The sequence below is a fragment of the Plebeiibacterium marinum genome (assembly GCF_026013615.1).
Lineage (GTDB): Bacteria > Bacteroidota > Bacteroidia > Bacteroidales > Marinilabiliaceae > Saccharicrinis > Saccharicrinis marinus_A.
The window spans coordinates 97921-115573 of record NZ_JAPDPI010000007.1; the positions used below are offsets into that span (position 1 = coordinate 97921).

General features: G+C 38.6%; 15 protein-coding genes. 3 read left to right on the forward strand and 12 right to left on the reverse strand.

The genetic code is table 11. The annotated features are described in order from the left end of the window. Positions 1-208 precede the first annotated feature (208 nt). The 3 genes from dprA to omp85 form a co-directional block, all read right to left on the reverse strand. Positions 209-1327 carry a DNA-processing protein DprA gene (gene dprA, locus OM074_RS05335; RefSeq protein WP_301198260.1) on the reverse strand — a complete coding sequence of 373 codons (1119 nt, stop codon included), beginning with the start codon at positions 1325-1327 and terminating at the stop codon, positions 209-211. Between the two features lie 262 nt (positions 1328-1589). Further along, positions 1590-2216 carry a GTP cyclohydrolase I FolE gene (gene folE / locus OM074_RS05340; protein WP_301198262.1) on the reverse strand — a complete coding sequence of 209 codons (627 nt, stop codon included), beginning with the start codon at positions 2214-2216 and terminating at the stop codon, positions 1590-1592. A 977-nt stretch (positions 2217-3193) separates the two neighbouring features. Further along, positions 3194-4537, reverse strand: coding sequence for an Omp85 family outer membrane protein (gene omp85 / locus OM074_RS05345; protein WP_301198264.1), 1344 nt, complete (start codon positions 4535-4537; stop codon positions 3194-3196). Between the two features lie 248 nt (positions 4538-4785). On the opposite strand from omp85, the gene OM074_RS05350 reads away from it, so the two are divergent. Then, positions 4786-6396 carry an ATP-binding protein gene (locus OM074_RS05350; protein WP_301198266.1) on the forward strand — a complete coding sequence of 537 codons (1611 nt, stop codon included), beginning with the start codon at positions 4786-4788 and terminating at the stop codon, positions 6394-6396. Beyond that, a complete protein-coding gene (locus OM074_RS05355; protein WP_363320228.1) occupies positions 6390-6632 on the forward strand; it encodes a YwbE family protein in 243 nt (80 codons plus the stop codon). The genes OM074_RS05350 and OM074_RS05355 overlap by 7 nt, the downstream gene beginning before the upstream one ends. A 620-nt stretch (positions 6633-7252) precedes the next feature. Here OM074_RS05355 and OM074_RS05360 read toward each other — a convergent pair. The 9 genes from OM074_RS05360 to OM074_RS05400 form a co-directional block, all read right to left on the reverse strand. Continuing rightward, positions 7253-7963: a peptidase associated/transthyretin-like domain-containing protein gene (locus OM074_RS05360; RefSeq protein ID WP_301198268.1), complete on the reverse strand. Its 711-nt coding sequence runs from the start codon at positions 7961-7963 to the stop codon at positions 7253-7255. A 206-nt stretch (positions 7964-8169) separates the two neighbouring features. Next, positions 8170-8742 carry a nitroreductase family protein gene (locus OM074_RS05365; protein ID WP_301198270.1) on the reverse strand — a complete coding sequence of 191 codons (573 nt, stop codon included), beginning with the start codon at positions 8740-8742 and terminating at the stop codon, positions 8170-8172. 106 nt (positions 8743-8848) lie between these two features. Then, positions 8849-9424 carry a superoxide dismutase gene (locus OM074_RS05370; protein ID WP_301198272.1) on the reverse strand — a complete coding sequence of 192 codons (576 nt, stop codon included), beginning with the start codon at positions 9422-9424 and terminating at the stop codon, positions 8849-8851. A 247-nt stretch (positions 9425-9671) separates the two neighbouring features. Then, positions 9672-11315 carry a chaperonin GroEL gene (groL, locus tag OM074_RS05375; RefSeq protein ID WP_301198273.1) on the reverse strand — a complete coding sequence of 548 codons (1644 nt, stop codon included), beginning with the start codon at positions 11313-11315 and terminating at the stop codon, positions 9672-9674. A gap of 27 nt (positions 11316-11342) precedes the next feature. Further along, entirely contained in the window at positions 11343-11621 is a 279-nt protein-coding gene (locus OM074_RS05380; protein WP_301198275.1) for a co-chaperone GroES, read from the reverse strand. Positions 11622-11841: 220 nt separating this feature from the next. After that, a complete protein-coding gene (gene secG / locus OM074_RS05385; protein WP_301198276.1) occupies positions 11842-12204 on the reverse strand; it encodes a preprotein translocase subunit SecG in 363 nt (120 codons plus the stop codon). A gap of 21 nt (positions 12205-12225) precedes the next feature. Further along, a complete protein-coding gene (locus OM074_RS05390) occupies positions 12226-13164 on the reverse strand; it encodes a DUF8458 domain-containing protein (protein WP_301198277.1) in 939 nt (312 codons plus the stop codon). Positions 13165-13582: 418 nt separating this feature from the next. Continuing rightward, positions 13583-14101 carry an LptE family protein gene (locus tag OM074_RS05395; protein ID WP_301198279.1) on the reverse strand — a complete coding sequence of 173 codons (519 nt, stop codon included), beginning with the start codon at positions 14099-14101 and terminating at the stop codon, positions 13583-13585. Further along, entirely contained in the window at positions 14088-15338 is a 1251-nt protein-coding gene (locus OM074_RS05400) for a sigma-54 interaction domain-containing protein (RefSeq protein ID WP_301198281.1), read from the reverse strand. Before OM074_RS05400 ends, OM074_RS05395 begins: the two co-directional genes overlap by 14 nt. 245 nt (positions 15339-15583) lie before the next feature. Here OM074_RS05400 and OM074_RS05405 point away from each other — a divergent pair, with 245 nt between their 5' ends. Continuing rightward, positions 15584-17599 (forward strand): alpha amylase C-terminal domain-containing protein, encoded by a 2016-nt coding sequence (locus OM074_RS05405; RefSeq protein ID WP_301198282.1) that lies wholly within the window; start codon positions 15584-15586, stop codon positions 17597-17599. The last annotated feature ends 54 nt before the right edge of the window (positions 17600-17653 follow it).

Consider the following 17653-nt stretch of genomic DNA (forward strand, 5'->3'; position numbering starts at 1 on the left):
CACTTTTTGTCATTGCCACAAAAAGTAAGCAAAAAAGTCTAGAGCAAAAGAATCCTTCCTCCCACATCACCCTTCAATTCCATCCGGCACACATCCTCCTCAAGTGCGCCCTTGAAGGCCTCACTCCATCCCCGGCCCGGACTCTTGCTCAGGCCTCCCCACTTTGATTTACAGCTCCAAACACTTCTAGGCTAAAAAATACATTCTACTACAAACACCTATATACATTTCCCGGTAAACTTTTTACCAGACCATCAAACTCCAACTGGAGCATGAGGGATGATATTTTATTAACCGGCATTCCGGTTTTTAAACTTACTAAATTTAATGTGGCTTCTTTTTCCTGTCGTACCATATTATATACAATACCGGCGTCCCCTTCCGGTTGCACAAACATAGTTAATTGTTTGGCATCTGCCAAGTCTTCTTTTCGCTCCCAACCCAAGGCATACTCAACGTCTTCAATTTTCTCAATCATGGCTGCCACATTGGTCTTTATCAACTTATTGCACCCCCTACTAAACTCATCATCAATCCTTCCCGGAAATGCTAACACATCACGGTTATAGGATTGTGCCAAATGTGCCGTTATCAAAGAGCCTCCTTTTTCGGCAGATTCCACTACCAAAGTTGCATCTGCCAATCCGGCAATAATCCTGTTTCTTTTCACAAAATTCTGCCTGTCGGGATTGGTGCCACTCATAAACTCCGTAACCAAGGCCCCTTTTGCTAAAAGGTTTGCCGCCGTATCGCGATGCATGCCCGGGTATATACGATCCAACCCATGTGCCAATACAGCTATTGTTGGCAAACCAAACTCCAAAGCTGCTTTATGAGCACAAATATCAACTCCATAAGCCAAACCACTCACTATGGTTGTATTAGGATAATAACGTGATATATCCCTAATTAAATTTCTACAGTTCTCTTTTCCTGCTTCCGTTACATTCCTCGTCCCCACAACGGCAAGCAATTTTTGTCCCTCCAGGGAATGGTTTCCTTTATGGTAAATCATTACCGGTGCATCTTCGCACTGGTTTAAACGAACCGGAAAAGTATCATCTAAAAAGAAACTGGCTTTCAAATTATTCTTTTCTATAAACTCAAGTTCTTTTTCTGCACGCTCAAGGGTATTGGATTTTGTAATTAACGAGGCTGTGATCGCTCCCACACCCGGAATTTTACCAAGCACCCCTTCCTTCTCCCTGAAAACAGCTTCTACATCGCCCAAATAGGCTATGATATTTCTTATTAATACAGGTCCGATACCTTTTATTAAACTGATTGCAATCTGATACTTTAAATCGGTTTGGTTCACTTTTACCATATTATTTTTTAAACATGAGTAAAAATATGTATTCTTATTGACTTGACACAATCGACCCAATGGTCAAATACAAACATTCAGCCTTACTTTTAAACATCTTATCCACATGGTGGAAAACGAAGACACAATGAACAATGAGCAATCAACAATGAACAATGAACAATGAGCAATGCACAATGAGACAATCAACGATGACAATGACATCTAGCTATAGGCGCAGCGTCCTAAAAACCAAAGGCGAAGCCGTCCTAAGAGCTAATCATTAATGTAATTTATTCGAGATAATATTAAAGAACTCCTCACGGGTGGCCTGGTTTTTCATAAAGGCACCAGTAAAATCTGATGTGGTAGTAACAGAGTGCTGCTTTTGTACACCACGCATTTGCATACACATATGCTGTGCTTCAATCACAACAGCCACTCCCAATGGGTTTAAAGTATTCTGGATAGCGTCTTTAATTTGGGTAGTTAAGCGTTCCTGCACCTGCAAGCGACGGGCAAAAGCTTCCACAACACGAGCAATTTTACTTAATCCGGTAATATGGTGGCGGGGAATATAGGCTACGTGAGCCTTCCCAAAAAACGGTAACATATGGTGTTCGCATAACGAATACAATTCAATATCCTTTACTATCACCATTTGCTGGTAATCTTCGCGAAACATAGCTGATTTGATGATTTCTTCCGGATCCATATCATACCCCTGGGTCAGAAATTGAAAGGCTTTAGCCACACGCAAGGGGGTTTTTTCTAATCCTTCGCGCTTTACATCTTCTCCTAAAAGGGTAATTACTTCTGAGAAATTATCGGATAACTTTTCTGTTGTTTCGTCATCGTATTTCTCAACTTTGCTGTACCGGCTGTTGTTTCCATTTAAAGTAAATTCCATTTCAATACTGAATTATATATTTTTCTCTCACTTACCGGCTACAAAAATCATAAAAAAAAATCAGCTAAACACTGACTTTTGTGATTTTTATTAATCCAACAGTCTTAAACAGATTATTAGTCCCGATAGCTTCAGGAAGACATGAGAATGATTTACAAAGCCTGCTCCGTCCTTGTGGAGGCGCTTGACACCAACATGTTAACAAACAACAACCTACTTTACTAACAAATTCACTATAAATACAATACAAAAGTCTTAACAAAATATTGCAACCTATTACTCTTTAAACAAAATGGCTTTTATGGAACAGATCTGATTTGCAGCTTGCTTATACAGATCTGATCCATGCACTTTGGAATGCTTTAGAATTGCAAGATATCGTACACGAACCTGCCCGAAACCGAAGACGAGATAAAGTCAAATTTAACACTGTTATAAGTCATATTAAACTCAGACCAAACTCACTGTTTAGTGAGTTTGGTCTGAGTTTAGTCTGAGTTTTATCTGTGTAAAGTGTGAGTTCCTTACGCAAACATCAGGTTGACTTCTCCCAATAATCACCGGTTAATACCGATTATATAATGAATATAGCGTCAAGTTCACTGCGTTCCTTTACACTAACCATTATTATCCCGACATAAAGTTCGGGACAGGTTATCGTCATTTGTTCACATCCCTCCTTAGCGGGGATCCCAAGTGCTAATCCCATTGCACAAATGGTATAACACACTTATTATCAACACAAACACATAGCGAAGTGATATTAATTTACACTGCTGGTTTTATGGAACAGATCTGATGTGCAGCTTGCTTATACAGATCTGATCCATTGGATCCCGCAAAAAGAGGATACCTTGTCTTCATTAGGTACCCTCTTCAAATATTTTGATTATTTCTTTTAATTATAAATTCCTGCCAGCTGCAAACAACATAATCATTCTTAATCAGGGAACTTTACCCTTAAAAACATTTAATACTTAAAACATATAATTCAGGTCGATATAAAAACCGCTGTTACCATCTCTTTTATCCATCACCCTACCATAGGATGTAGACACAATAAAATTATCGTTCAGAACAAATTTTAATTCTGCACCATAGCTGGCATGAATACTCTCCTGATCTGTTTCAGGCTGTACCATCAGCCTCACATCTGCCGGCAATAAGGAATAATCAACATCTACTTCATTGGTAACCATACCCATATCAACAAAGGGAACCAATCCCAGATAAAAATTCTGCTTTTTTATCACCGTGCGCAACAGAATAGTTCGGAGCTCAAAATTGGCAAATGCCACTCCATCTCCCACTATCCGATTTCGCACTATACCCCTTAAACTATAAACGCCGCCCAACCCATAACGATCGCGACGAGAATTATAAATATTGGGTCGCATATACCAGGGTATATCACCAAAAACTTTAGGCTGGTATGAAAGACGATATGCAAAATTTACATAATCAGGCACCACTGTGTTATATTGGTGCCAGTTAACAACCACTTTGACATAAGCAGATCCATCAAACCCGGGATTTGCCAACAAAAAAGCTTCAGCCCAGACACCCTTGCCGGGGTTTGCCTCAACATCTCTCGTATCAAATATCCCACCAATTTTTATAAGACCATTGGCACCACCTTTTTTCTCCTTAGCAGGAATGATTCCCGCATCCACATAATATCGGTACAACCCAGGCTGTTCTTCATGCTCCGGAAGCTTATCTTCTTTGCTCAGCCCTTTATTTAGTTTATCTATATCAACCTCTTCTGTTTTAATATTAACAAACGAAACGCCTGCCAAAGCCCTAAGTTTTGTACCTATAAGGTTTATATGAAAATCGCTTTTTACCACAAACCGGCTACGGTCTATCCTATAAAACATCCGGCTCAGGTAGGACGAATGATCCTGGTCTTCATAGTCTGGATTATAAAAAGCCCCATACCCGTTAAACCCATAAAAATCCAGGGCTTGTTCGGTTTTATAGCTTATTTCGGCAATTAACCGTGTATTAGGAATCAAAACCTTGCTATCGTAAATCATCTGATTAATCCCACTCCCTTTAGTGGTTCTTGACCACTCAACATATAACGACCGGTTATAATCGGGATATCCGACACCATCACCATAATCAAAAAAATTGACCAATCCCCCATATTTAAAACCTTCATCAGAATTAAATGCAATAACAGGCAAGGCCCCAAAAGTCCACCCCTGTTTATTCACAACCTCTCTTTGTGCATGTTTTTCCTGCGCACAAACACACAAGCAAAGCCCCAACAAAATATTTGTGCTATAAAATCCCTTCAAATACTTTTTTATCATCTTTGTTCAAATAAAATACAGGTATAAAGAAAGCAAAATTTAAACATTATAGATCGTTAGATTTGAGACAAAAGATAAAAGACTAAACAGCTACTAACTACAACTTACGCCTTACATCTAAATGAGGCATTAACAATCTAAACAATAATTACTTAATAAAACACCCCCATTATCTAAAAAAACTCTATTTTTGCGCAAAACAAAAAGTTGCAATGCTCAAAAAAATACTATACATATTCCTTATCGTCATGCTCCCACTTCACGTTTCAGGAGAAGAATATGAAATAGGCTTTAGCAACTATTACCCTCCCTACAATTACCTTAACGACGATGGTGAATTGGTAGGTTTTAATGTTGACATCTTAAACGCCATAAAAAAACTATATCAGATAGATATAAAAATAAACGTATCAGATTGGAGTACAGCAAACAAAAACCTTGAGGAAGGAAAACTAGCCGGCGTTGCAGGAGCACATTATTCAGGAAGCCATGACAACAACTATATATATTCCCGTTCGATTGTAAATACCGAACATTGCTTTTTATACAACCGCAATTATCACCCTAATTTTTCCATCGAAAAGTTCAGATCCATGAGAGAACCAACTGTTGCCTTATGGAAAAGCGACGTATTGGTTGGCTACATAAAATCGATAAACCCCACTACCAAATTTAAATTTGTGAATAGTTATGGGGAACTGATTACGATGTTAGACAGAACAGAAACCACCTGCATCTTTGCGCAAAGGGTTATCAGTATCTACCATGCACAAAAAGCCGGAAAAGATTACATACTCAACCTGAACCACAGGATACTGGAAAGAAATATGGGATTTAAGATCTCTAAAAACAATCCCGACCTTGCCCAAATTATAAACAACGGTCTTGAGGTAATTTTTGCTACCGGCGAATATCACAAAATATATGAAAAATGGATTGCCCCCTACGAGCACAACGACAATTACTGGGGGCGCAATATAAGATACATCATTACGGGAAGCTCCCTGATTCTTGGACTCTTTTTACTTTCACTAGGAGTTAATTATATATTAAAATCAAGGATTAACAAAAAAACCCTTGACCTTCAGCAACAACTTGAACTGAACTCTAAAATTGTAAAAGAACTTGAAAAACAAAAGATAAAGGCCATTGAAAGCGAGAAGATAAAAACGGCATTTTTAGCCAACATGAGTCACGAAATCAGAACGCCTATGAATGGTATAATCGGGTTTACCGACCTCTTAAAAAACTGCAACTATTCCGAAAGCGAACACAAGCATTTTATTGACCTTATACAACAAAGCGGATACCGAATGATGGATACAATCAACAATATTATTGATGTATCCAAACTTGAATCGGGATTAGAGCAAACCAAACACGCCAAAGTCAACATACAAAAAATTGTTACTGAGCTACATTCCTTTTTTCTTCCTGAGGCAAAAAACAAGGAGCTACAATTATTTTCAGAAGAAATATGCACTGCACCTGTAGAAACATTTATTTCGGATGAATACAAAATAAACTCCATACTGACAAACCTGATCAAAAACGCAATAAAATTCACCAAAACCGGTCATATAAAGATAACTTACTGCATAAGCAACGACTATGCTGACTTTTGGATAGAAGATACCGGGATTGGCATTTCAAAAGCAAAGCAAAGTACCATATTTGATCAATTTGTTCAGGAAGACCTGTCTCACTCCAGAGGTTTTGAAGGTTCCGGACTAGGGCTATCCATTTCCAAGGGCTATGCCACACTGCTAGGCGGTTCCATATCTCTCGAATCGGAAACACAAAAAGGATCGAAATTTCATGTTCGAATCCCTAATCTGGACAAGACTACCATTTGTTAAGAAACAAACTACAGATAAATAAACTATATAATTTTACAACTATGGATGGCAAAAACAGGAAATTCATTTCCGCGGGTATAGAAGTTTCCATCGTACTGAAAGAAGACCAGCGATCAGGCAACCTAACCCAAGGAATTGTGAAGCGAATTTTAACCAAATCATCACATCACCCACATGGCATTAAGGTAATGCTGGAAACCGGAGAAGTAGGTCGTGTAAAGATCATCCATCATTAACGCTGTTTAATTAGCTTATAGCTTATAGCTGATAGCTAGTAGCTAGTAGCTGATAGGACGGCTACGCCTTTAGGACGCTTCGCTTTAGCTTAACTACTTGCCATTACAGCATCTATGATTCAGTAAGATAATTGTATAACACAAGAAGCAAATAATCTTAAATAGCTGATAGCTGACAGGACGGCTGCGCCTTTAGGACGCTTCGCTTTAGCTTAACTTCTTGCCATTACAGCATTTATGGTTCTGTAAGATAATTGTATAATATAAGAAGCAAATAATCTTAAATAGTTGATAGCTTATAGCTAGTAGCTGATAGGACGCTTCGCTTTTGCTTAACTACTTGCCATTACAGCATCTATTGTACAGTAAGATAATTGTATAACACAAGAAGCAAATAATCTTAAAAGCTGATAGCTCATAGCTTATAGCTAGTAGCTTATAGGACGCTTCGCTTTAGCCTGATTGCTTGCCACCAATACAACTTTTGCTCAGATAGAATTATAACATCACAAGAAGGGAATTATCTTGATACTTGATACTTGATACTTGATACTTGTGTCTTGTATCTTAATACTTGTGCCTTGACACCTAAGAATTGCTACTGTTCCGTTTTATCCAGATTAGGGTTTAGGCTGCTTCATTTTTAACCTTTCATGATAAGTGGCAATCAGGAATTCCCATTCTGATAAGGTGATATAGCTTTGGGATGGTTTCTTTTTTTTGCTCAATTTTACCCTTTCAATCTCCGCCTGAACTGCTACATTACCAATCCCAACCATTTGACCAGGCTGCACCTGACCTTTATACACCACATCATTAGTTCGTGCCTGAATAAAGTTTTTTTGGTTCATTTCAGCATCCCACTCTTTTACCGGTTGGGTTATAGCCTGATAGGTTGACACATCGACATTGTGCTGTGCCACCGCTTCTTCTTTTGTACTAAGCAATGGCATATTACGGGCATAGGCTCCGGGACTTATGGTTTGTGGAATGATTACAACCTCAGACAACACTATGGTATCCCGGCTTAAAAACACCCCCATCAAAAAATTATCATTGGCCAGGGAATCGTGAATCGCAACATACAAAGACTCAAAACCAACATAAGAAAAGTGAACCACATCCCCATTCTTACCCCAGAAAGAAAACTGTCCCAATTCATTAGAAACATAACTCCGATCCGAATTAATGGTATATTTTGCATAAGGCAAAGCAAACAGGCTATCCCCTTCCATAACAACGCCCCTGAACAATAACGAATCGGACACCTGGGCAGACAAGCTTCCCAATAACAAACATAGTACCAGCGCTAAAACATAAATCCTTTTCATAACTCCCGGTTTTAAAGATTATGCCAAAAACAGCTTGCTTAATTGGCAAAAAAGTATCTACCTGAGTTTGATTACAACAAAAGAGCTCAGGTTATTATTTTAAAGGTACACAGTTTTACCATGGAAGGCAAGACTAAAAAAAGGACTATCCTCAAAAGTTATTTAAAATTCCCTTAACTCCTGAAGATGTCCTTGATGTCAGATTGTTATTTCTGCAGTTTCAATATAATGTCTGCAAGACTTCTTTTAGGCACATGGTGCACCTCCTGCATATCTCTCCAGTATTTATGGTCCTTATCAAGCTCTTCAATTACCACCTCTTCTTTTGGTACACCCAAGGCAATAACCTGAACTATTTTATATTGTGCCGGAATATCCAATTCTCTCTGTATCTGCAATCGCTCTACAGAACCAATGATACATCCCCCATAACCTTTTTCAACTGCCCCCAGCAAGATACTTTGTGAAGCAATTCCATTATCGCTAAAGAAATTAGAAGTAATTGAGGTGTCATTAACCATGATAATATAGGCAGAAGGTCTTTCCCCTTCTTCCGGCCCGCTCCATTGGGGTAAATATCCGGCCCACGACAAGTGTTTAAAAATAATGCTATTTATTTCCGGCGTATTGGAAAGGATATACTTTAGTGGCTGAGCATTACGTGCCGAAGGCGACAACCTGGCCAAATCAACCAATTCTGAAAGTTCATCAAGGCTAATTGTTTTATCCTGATAAAAGCGCCTATAACTACGATTTTTTAATATAAGATCTTTAAGCATAATGTTAAGGGAATATAATTAATGATAATGTAGATTTCTGCTCACAAAACAAAGGGGCAGCCTCAGAATCAACTTAGCTCCCTGAAACGCCCCCTTGAAATATAAATTAATACCGCTCTGAAACGATGTTCCAATCAATCAGTTTCCAAAAGTTTGCAATATAATCCGGACGCTTGTTTTGATAATCCAAATAATAGGCATGTTCCCACACATCACAAGTTAAAACAGGAGTCAGCCCTTCTGTCATTGGATTTGCCGCATTACCTGTCTGTACAATTTTCAACTCACCGGCTTCATCTTTTACAAGCCATGCCCACCCGGAACCAAACAGTGTAGCTGCCGCTTTTCCAAACGCATCTTTAAAAGCATCAAAACTCCCAAATGCTTTATCAATAGCTCCGGCCAAAGCTCCTGTTGGCTCACCTCCTCCATCAGGAGAGAATGATGTAAAATAAAAAGTATGGTTCCAAACCTGGGCTGCATTATTAAATATTCCGCCTTCAGCCTTTTTTATGATAGTCTCTAAATCTGCTTCGGCAAACTCAGTGCCTTCAATTAAGTTATTCAGGTTATTTACATAAGCCTGATGGTGCTTTCCGTAATGGAATTCAATTGTTTTTTGTGATATAACAGGCTCTAAAGCATCCGCTGCATAAGGTAACTTGGGTAATTCAAATTTCATGATAGTTTGTTTTAAAAAATTAAATAATACAGACTAGTAAAGATATTCGACGAAAAAATGTTCAACACATCCTTAACAAATTTAAAAAATACTGAATGAATTCCTAAGAAAATTGTAATGAATTAGATTAGCAAGCCTTAAAAACAATTATATAACCACACAAAAAAAGCCACTGCATTTCTGCAATGGCTTTTATATTATTGAAGTATATCAGCTTCTGTCACCCGACTTCTGCATCAAACTTTTCTTACATCATTCCGGGCATACCTCCGCCCATTCCGCCCATTCCGGCACCTGGCATAGCTGGCTCATCCTCTTCTGCATCAACAATAACACATTCTGTTGTTAAGAACATACCTGCAATTGAAGCAGCATTTTCCAGGGCAATACGAGTTACCTTAGCAGGATCAATTACTCCGGTTGCAAAGAAGTTTTGGTACTCATCAATACGGGCATTGTAACCAAAATCACCTTCTCCCTCTTTTACTTTTTGTACTACAACTGCACCCTCTTTACCGGCATTTGCAACAATCTGACGCAATGGCTCTTCAATTGCTCTCTTTACAATTTCGATACCTGTGTTCTCATCTTCTGTTTCTCCCTTTACACCATCCAGAGCAGCAATAGCACGAATCAAAGCAACACCACCTCCCGGAACAATTCCTTCTTCAACAGCAGCACGGGTTGCACTTAAAGCGTCATCAACACGGTCTTTTTTCTCCTTCATTTCCATTTCAGAAGCAGCCCCTACATATAGTACAGCAACTCCACCGGCCAATTTGGCCAAACGTTCCTGAAGTTTCTCTTTATCGTAATCAGAAGTAGTATTTGCAATTTGAGACTTGATTTGCTCAGCTCTTTCGTTGATTACCTCTTTCGCACCAGCACCGTTTACGATAGTGGTATTCTCTTTATCAAGACTTACTTTTTCTGCTTCTCCCAACATCTCTAAAGTAGCTTGCTCTAATGACAAACCTACCTCTTCAGTAATTAATGTACCGTTGGTTAGCACTGCAATATCCTGCAACATCTCTTTTCTTCTGTCGCCAAAACCAGGAGCTTTAACCGCTGCTACTTTTAATGAACCACGAAGACGGTTTACTACTAAAGTAGCTAATGCTTCACCATCAACATCTTCAGCAATAATCAACAAAGGACGACCTGTTTGAGCAGTAGCTTCCAATACAGGAAGAAGATCCTTCATGGTAGAAATTTTCTTGTCGTGGATTAAGATATATGGGTTCTCCAACTCAGCCGCCATTTTTTCAGTATTGGTTACAAAGTAAGGAGAGATATATCCTCTGTCGAATTGCATACCTTCTACTACTTCAACAGTAGTTTCAATACCTTTGGCTTCTTCAACAGTAATTACACCTTCCTGTCCAACTTTTTTCATTGCCTCAGCAATCAAACGACCAATTTCAGCATCGTTGTTGGCAGAAATTTTTGCTACCTGCTCTATTTTTTCAGTATGTGTACCAATTTCCTGAGACTGTGCTGTAATACTTTCTTTTACTGCAGCCACAGCTTTATCGATACCCATTTTAAGCTCCATCGGGTTAGCTCCGGCAGTAACGTTTTTAAGACCTACGTTTACAATAGACTGAGCCAAAACCGTAGCAGTAGTTGTTCCGTCACCTGCGTTATCTGCAGTTTTTGAAGCAACTTCTTTTACCATTTGAGCACCCATATTTGCATAAGGATCTTTCAACTCAATTTCTTTAGCTACAGAAACACCATCTTTAGTAATAGCAGGTGCACCAAACTTTTTATCAATGATAACATTTCTACCCTTAGGCCCTAATGTTACTTTTACTGCGTTAGCCAACTCGTCAATACCTTGTCTTAATAAATCGCGAGCTTCAATATCGAATTTAATTTCTTTAGCCATTTTCTTTAAAGCTTAATAGGTTCTTAATTATTTAATAAACAATACGTCTGTTTGAGAAATCAATAAGTAGTCAGTTCCGTCAATATTTAATTCTGTTCCTGCATACTTTCCGTAAAGAACAACATCACCAACGGCAACTTCCATTTTCTCGTCTTGTTTTTCAGCACCAACTAATACAACTTCTCCTTGTAGAGGTTTCTCTTTAGCTGAATCAGGAATAATGATCCCACTTGCAGTTTTTGTTTCTGCCGCCTGAGGCTTAACCAAAATTTTTCCGGCAAGAATCTTTCCTTGTACTTGTGACATATTTATAAGTTTTAAAAGTTAAACTATTTTATAATTACGGCTTCTGCCAGTCATAAACTGTGCCATTTATAATTATGGCCGTTTTTACATGTCGGGACTGACATTTTTGCACCATTTGTGCCATTGACTGTCAGGAAACAGATTTAAAGCAACAGTATATCAATAAAAAAAAGCCGGCATGCAATGCATACCGGCTTTCAATATTTTTATAAGGCAATCCTTATTCCTGAGTTTCTGTTGAAGTTTCCTCTGTAGCAGGAGCTTCTTCTCCAGTAGCTGAAGGGAAAGAAGGCATTGCATTCTGAGGCTGTTCAATTTGCTCTAATTTCTCATCAAGCGCAGCATTTTCACCTACTCCTGGTCTTTCAAGAACCATAACGGCAACTAATGACAATACTAACAAACCACCAGCTAAATACCAGGTAGCCTTACCTAAAAAATCGGTTGTCTTTCTCACGCCCATTATTTGGTTTTGCGAAGAAAAGTTAGAAGCCAAACCTCCTCCTTTTGAATCCTGAACCAAAACAATAAGTATTAACAAAATACTTACAATAATTACCAGTATAGATACAACTGAATACATACTCTTTATTTTATAAGATTTTTAATTTTCTTTTAACTCGCTAATTCGCCGTGCAAAGTAAACACTTTTTTCAGGATATTTCAAGCGCAATTTCTCGAAAATTGATATCGCCTTTGATTTATGCCCTTGCTTGATATAAATACCTGCCAATGTTTCTGATAATATATCCTCATCTTCATCATTTTTTTGCTCCGATAAATCCACATTTTTATGCTTCCTTGCCGTATCGGGTATTATTTTAGGTTCGGAGTTCAGGAAGTTATCTATTAAATCCATGCCTGAATTCTTTTTCTCCCCTTCACTTATATCGGTTGGATTGGAATAACGCATAATGTGCAACCAATCAGAAAATGACCTGTTCTCATTGGAATCAACATCATTTATCTCGTCAATACCTGGTAGTAAATACCCCGTTGAACTACTCGTTTCATAATCCAGCAAATCGGCTGCAGGCAATACTATGTCATCAAATTCTTCTTTAGGTTCTGTATCACTTTGCCCCGTGCTAAAAGTAAAGTTATACACTTCCCCTGATTCATCTGCCAGTTCATCCGAAGCCCCCAGATAATTATCCGTTATGGTTACTTCTTTAGGAGTGCTGGCAATCTTGTTTTCCTCTCTACTTACAGCAAACCCTTCATTTTTTGCCTCCTCTGCATGCTGTGTATTTCCCGCAATCCCACCGGATAAATGCATCAACTCCGGCTGTGTTTTTGATTTTTCATCTCCAATATTATTGAGCAAAAAAAACAATTTGCTCCTGTCCGGGATATAAACTGAAGAGTGCTTCAATTCACTATTGTATCGAATATGATCCACTTTATGCATATTCTTTAACAACAGCATTCTTCCGGCTTGAAAAAAGGGATATTCATCAACTATTTCTTTCAATGCCGCAAGCGTATCCTCATCAACCAAATCCGGACTTGTCAATATTTCACTAAAACCACGTTTGTTCATATGGTTGTTTTTTTCTTTCACAGGCCCAATGCCTTTCCATTTTTTTTGCATACGAGTCCCTAACCTGGAAAAAGCGGAACAGCAGCAATTCTTATGTGTCAAGACACAAGTATCAAGTATCAAGTATCAAGATAATTCCCTTCTTGTGATATTCTTATTCTATCTGAGCAAAAGTTGTATTAGTAGCAAGCAATCAGGCTAAAGCGAAGCGTCCTAAAGGCGCAGCCGCCCTATCAACTACTAGCTATTTAAGATTATTTGCTTCTTGTGTTATACAATTATCTTACTGAACTATAGATGCTATAATGGCAAGTAGTTAAGCTAAAGCGAAGCGTCCTAAAGGCGTAGCCGTCCTATCAGCTATCAGCTATTGGCTATTTGCTATTTAAGAATATCTCTTCATGTAATTCTCAACATTCTACCAATCCGAAAATGCCTTATTAAAAATATCTTGCGTTATCTTTTCTATGATAAGATCCGTTAACTCCTTTTCAATATCATTAATATTCTGATTACTGTCAAAATCTTCATAAGCACTAAAAGAAGATTCCCAATTCTTTTTAGGATCCTTAAAGTTACGATATCTTACTTTAATGGAGACGGTTAACCTGGTTTCTGCAGAAACAGCATCTGCCTGAATGGCCATAGGCCTTACGTTATAGCCTGTGATCTGTCCCGAAAAATCAATATCAGCATCCCTGTCTTCCAGTGTCAACTTTGACTCACTGGTAACCCTGTCTTTCAGGGCCTCTGTAAAATCCTGACTAAGCGTTGGGTTAATCAACGGCGCCCTGTTTTCAAAATACTGTACCGAAAATGTTTTCCATTCTTCAGGTACTGAGGCCCCATTAAGGGTAAACTCAACCTTACAAGACACCATTGCAAACAAAACTACCAAGCTTGCAATCACTTGTTTTATTGTATTATTTAATATCATATTCTTTAATCTTCCTATATAATGTTCTTTCCGAAATACCTAAATCTCTGGCTGCATATTTCCGCTTCCCGTTATACTTATCCAAAGCCTTTTTAATCAATTCAATTTCTTTTTCCTCTAACGACAAGGATTCCTCAACAAACTCCTCCGTGTCTTCAATGCTATCATGAGCACTACTATGACTGGAAGAATTATTGATGATTACAGGTGATGGGTTTGAATCTTGCTTTGAGAAGACTTCAACATCTTCATTATACAATTTTTTTATAATATGGGCATGTTCGCTGTCCACATTAATCGTTCCATCGTGTTGCAACATCTCGAGCACAAGCTTTTTTAGGTCGCCCATATCCTTCTTCATATCAAACAGCACCTTATAAAGAATCTCCCTCTCATTTGAAAAGGAACTTTCGCCTGTAGCACCCCCTTCAACCACAGCAGGCAGATTGTCGCCAGCATGATATGGAATATAGTTTTGAAGAGTAACTGCAGATATGATTCGCTCGCCTTCAATAACTGAAATTTGCTCAGTAATATTTTTTAGCTGACGAATATTTCCCGGCCAGCGGTAACGGGTAATCAAGTCAACAGCATCCGGCTGAAGCTTTATGGATGGCATTCTGTACCTTTCCGAAAAATCGTGGGCAAACTTCCTGAACAACAAATGAATATCCTCAGGCCGCTCCCGTAATGGAGGAATAGCGATAGGCACACTACTAAGCCGATAAAATAAATCTTCCCTGAACTTACCCTCTTTAGTTGCCTTTTCCATCATTACATTGGTGGCAGCCACAACGCGCACGTTTGTTTTCAGCACCTCCGATGAACCCACTTTTATAAATTCACCTGCCTCCAATACTCTCAACAATCTAACCTGGGTTGCCAGGGGCAGCTCTCCTATTTCATCGAGGAAAATGGTACCATTATCAGCTTCTTCAAAATAACCCTTCCTATCTGACATAGCTCCGGTAAAAGCGCCCTTTTTATGACCAAAAAGCTCAGAATCTATTGTGCCTTCCGGGATGGCCCCACAGTTTACGGCAATATACGGCCCATGCTTCCTTGAACTATATTGGTGAATAATCTTCGGAAAAACTTCTTTCCCAGTTCCACTTTCACCTGTAATCAACACAGATAAATCGGTGGGAGCAACCTGAACCGCAATATCTATTGCCCTGTTCAAGCCAAAAGAGTTTCCGATAATTCCAAACCTTTGTTTTATTTTTTGAATTTCCATATTGTTCTTTAAACCCCTGCTAAAAAACCCATAACAAACTACAACACTACACCTTACTTCAGTACAAAAATATCGCAATTTAGATACAGACTGCAATTTTTACAGTAAACACTGACAAAGTTACAATTCTATCTATAAATAAATATTTAATTCTATATCAATTTTCCTGATTTTATGATTTGTTTAAAAATAGTGTTGGTATATTAGTATTTCCTATTACAAATAAATTCTCAACACCTAAATTTATGGATACACCTGTTTTTGTAAAAAATGATCCATGGCTACAACCTTTTGAGCCAGCTATAAAAAAAAGAATTGACCATTACAACAATAGACTTGAAGATATAAAGGCAATATTTGGAGATCTTGACCAGATGTCGGATGGATATGACTTTTATGGTTTAAAAGATCTTGGAGATAAATATCAACTAAGGGAGTGGGCTCCCAATGCCACCGAAATATTTCTGGTTGGAGATTTTAACGATTGGAAACCCAATGAAAAATTCAGGCTCACAAAAATGGATTTTGGCAATTGGGAAATCACCATTTCTAAAGAACTGCTAAAGCACGGAGACTTATTTAAACTGCATATTTTTTGGCAGGGAGGAGATGGCATGCGGCTTCCATCATATATTAACAGGGTAGTTCAGGATGAACACACAAAAATATTCAGTGCCCAGGTCTGGACCCGGCATGGAGAATTCAAATGGGAAGATCAGGATTTTAAACCCTCTGTAGATCCCATTTTAATTTACGAAGCTCATGTTGGGATGTCCTCCGAAGAGCACAAAGTAAATTCATTCACTGAGTTTAAAAATGATGTGCTACCCCGGATTGCTAAAGCCGGATACAACACCATACAATTAATGGCCATCCAGGAACATCCTTACTATGGAAGCTTTGGATATCATGTCTCCAATTTTTTTGCCGTATCCTCGCGCTTCGGAACTCCTGAAGAGCTCAAAGATTTAATCAACGAAGCCCACAAAAATGGCATTGCAGTTATTATGGACATAGTTCATTCACATGCTGTAAAAAATGAAATTGAAGGACTTGGCCGTTTTGATGGTACATCATATCAGTATTTTCATGATGGTGGGCGCGGGGAACACCCTGCCTGGGACAGCAAGTGTTTTAATTACGGAAAAAACGAAGTACTCCGCTTTTTGTTATCCAATTGCAAATACTGGATCCAGGAATTTCATTTTGACGGTTTCCGGTTTGATGGGATAACCAGCATGTTATACCTACATCATGGACTGGAATATTCATTTTCGTCGTATAGCGATTATTTTAATGGCACAGAAGACTACGATGCCCTTACTTACCTCACCCTTGCCAACAGGTTGATTCATCGCATCAATCCCAATGCAATTACCATAGCTGAAGACATGAGCGGATACCCCGGTCTATCCGATAAGATAGAAAACGGGGGCATTGGATTCGATTACAGGCTATCTATGGGCGTTCCCGACTTTTGGATAAAGATGATCAAGGAACATAGTGATGAAAACTGGAATGTTTCCCGGATTTTCCATGAACTGATGCAACATAGGGCCGCAGAAAAAGTGGTGTCGTATGCCGAATCCCATGATCAGGCGCTGGTTGGTGATAAGACAATCATATTCAGGCTGGTTGATAAAGAAATGTACGACAAAATGGATCTGGCATCCCAAAGCCTTGTTATTGACCGGGGAATCGCCCTGCATAAGATGATCAGGCTGGCTACCATCACAACATCTCATGGAGGATATCTAAACTTTATGGGGAATGAATTTGGACATCCGGAATGGATTGACTTTCCGAGAGAAGGCAACGGGTGGTCATACAAACATGCAAGAAGACAATGGGGGTTAATGGATCATCCTGATTTGAAGTTTAAATACCTGGCAAATTTCGACAGAGCGATGGTTCATCTGGCCAAAGATGGGTTTCTTTCGAACAACGAGCCTTGTTACGGGATAGCGATTAACGAAGCAGACCAGGTGATGATTTTTAAGAGAGGAAATTACTATATGGTTTTTAATTTTTCTCCAACTAATTCGTACACCGACTATGGTATTTTTGTAGACCCCGGAAAGTTTAAAGTACTGTTGAACACTGACAATCCTGAGTTTGGTGGTTTTGGCAGCATAGATGAATCATACATATATTACACCGAAAGGATGCCCTACAACAAAGACCAGTACCAATTAAAACTATATATTCCTGCCAGAACGGCGATGATATTTGAAAGAATACCTGCCAAAAGCGTGTATTAAAAGATTTTTTTACAAAAAAGTCCTTTGAAGTTTTTCAAAGGACTTTTTATATAA

What these genes read in the sequence shown, in the direction of transcription:
- dprA (WP_301198260.1), bottom strand. Translation starts at nt 1,327, where the DNA reads ATGGTAAAAGTGAACCAAACCGATTTAAAGTATCAGATTGCAATCAGT.
- folE (WP_301198262.1), bottom strand. Translation starts at nt 2,216, where the DNA reads ATGGAATTTACTTTAAATGGAAACAACAGCCGGTACAGCAAAGTTGAG.
- omp85 (WP_301198264.1), bottom strand. Translation starts at nt 4,537, where the DNA reads ATGATAAAAAAGTATTTGAAGGGATTTTATAGCACAAATATTTTGTTG.
- OM074_RS05350 (WP_301198266.1), top strand. Translation starts at nt 4,786, where the DNA reads ATGCTCCCACTTCACGTTTCAGGAGAAGAATATGAAATAGGCTTTAGC.
- OM074_RS05360 (WP_301198268.1), bottom strand. Translation starts at nt 7,963, where the DNA reads ATGAAAAGGATTTATGTTTTAGCGCTGGTACTATGTTTGTTATTGGGA.
- OM074_RS05365 (WP_301198270.1), bottom strand. Translation starts at nt 8,742, where the DNA reads ATGCTTAAAGATCTTATATTAAAAAATCGTAGTTATAGGCGCTTTTAT.
- OM074_RS05370 (WP_301198272.1), bottom strand. Translation starts at nt 9,424, where the DNA reads ATGAAATTTGAATTACCCAAGTTACCTTATGCAGCGGATGCTTTAGAG.
- groL (WP_301198273.1), bottom strand. Translation starts at nt 11,315, where the DNA reads ATGGCTAAAGAAATTAAATTCGATATTGAAGCTCGCGATTTATTAAGA.
- OM074_RS05380 (WP_301198275.1), bottom strand. Translation starts at nt 11,621, where the DNA reads ATGTCACAAGTACAAGGAAAGATTCTTGCCGGAAAAATTTTGGTTAAG.
- secG (WP_301198276.1), bottom strand. Translation starts at nt 12,204, where the DNA reads ATGTATTCAGTTGTATCTATACTGGTAATTATTGTAAGTATTTTGTTA.
- OM074_RS05390 (WP_301198277.1), bottom strand. Translation starts at nt 13,164, where the DNA reads ATGAACAAACGTGGTTTTAGTGAAATATTGACAAGTCCGGATTTGGTT.
- OM074_RS05395 (WP_301198279.1), bottom strand. Translation starts at nt 14,101, where the DNA reads ATGATATTAAATAATACAATAAAACAAGTGATTGCAAGCTTGGTAGTT.
- OM074_RS05400 (WP_301198281.1), bottom strand. Translation starts at nt 15,338, where the DNA reads ATGGAAATTCAAAAAATAAAACAAAGGTTTGGAATTATCGGAAACTCT.
- OM074_RS05405 (WP_301198282.1), top strand. Translation starts at nt 15,584, where the DNA reads ATGGATACACCTGTTTTTGTAAAAAATGATCCATGGCTACAACCTTTT.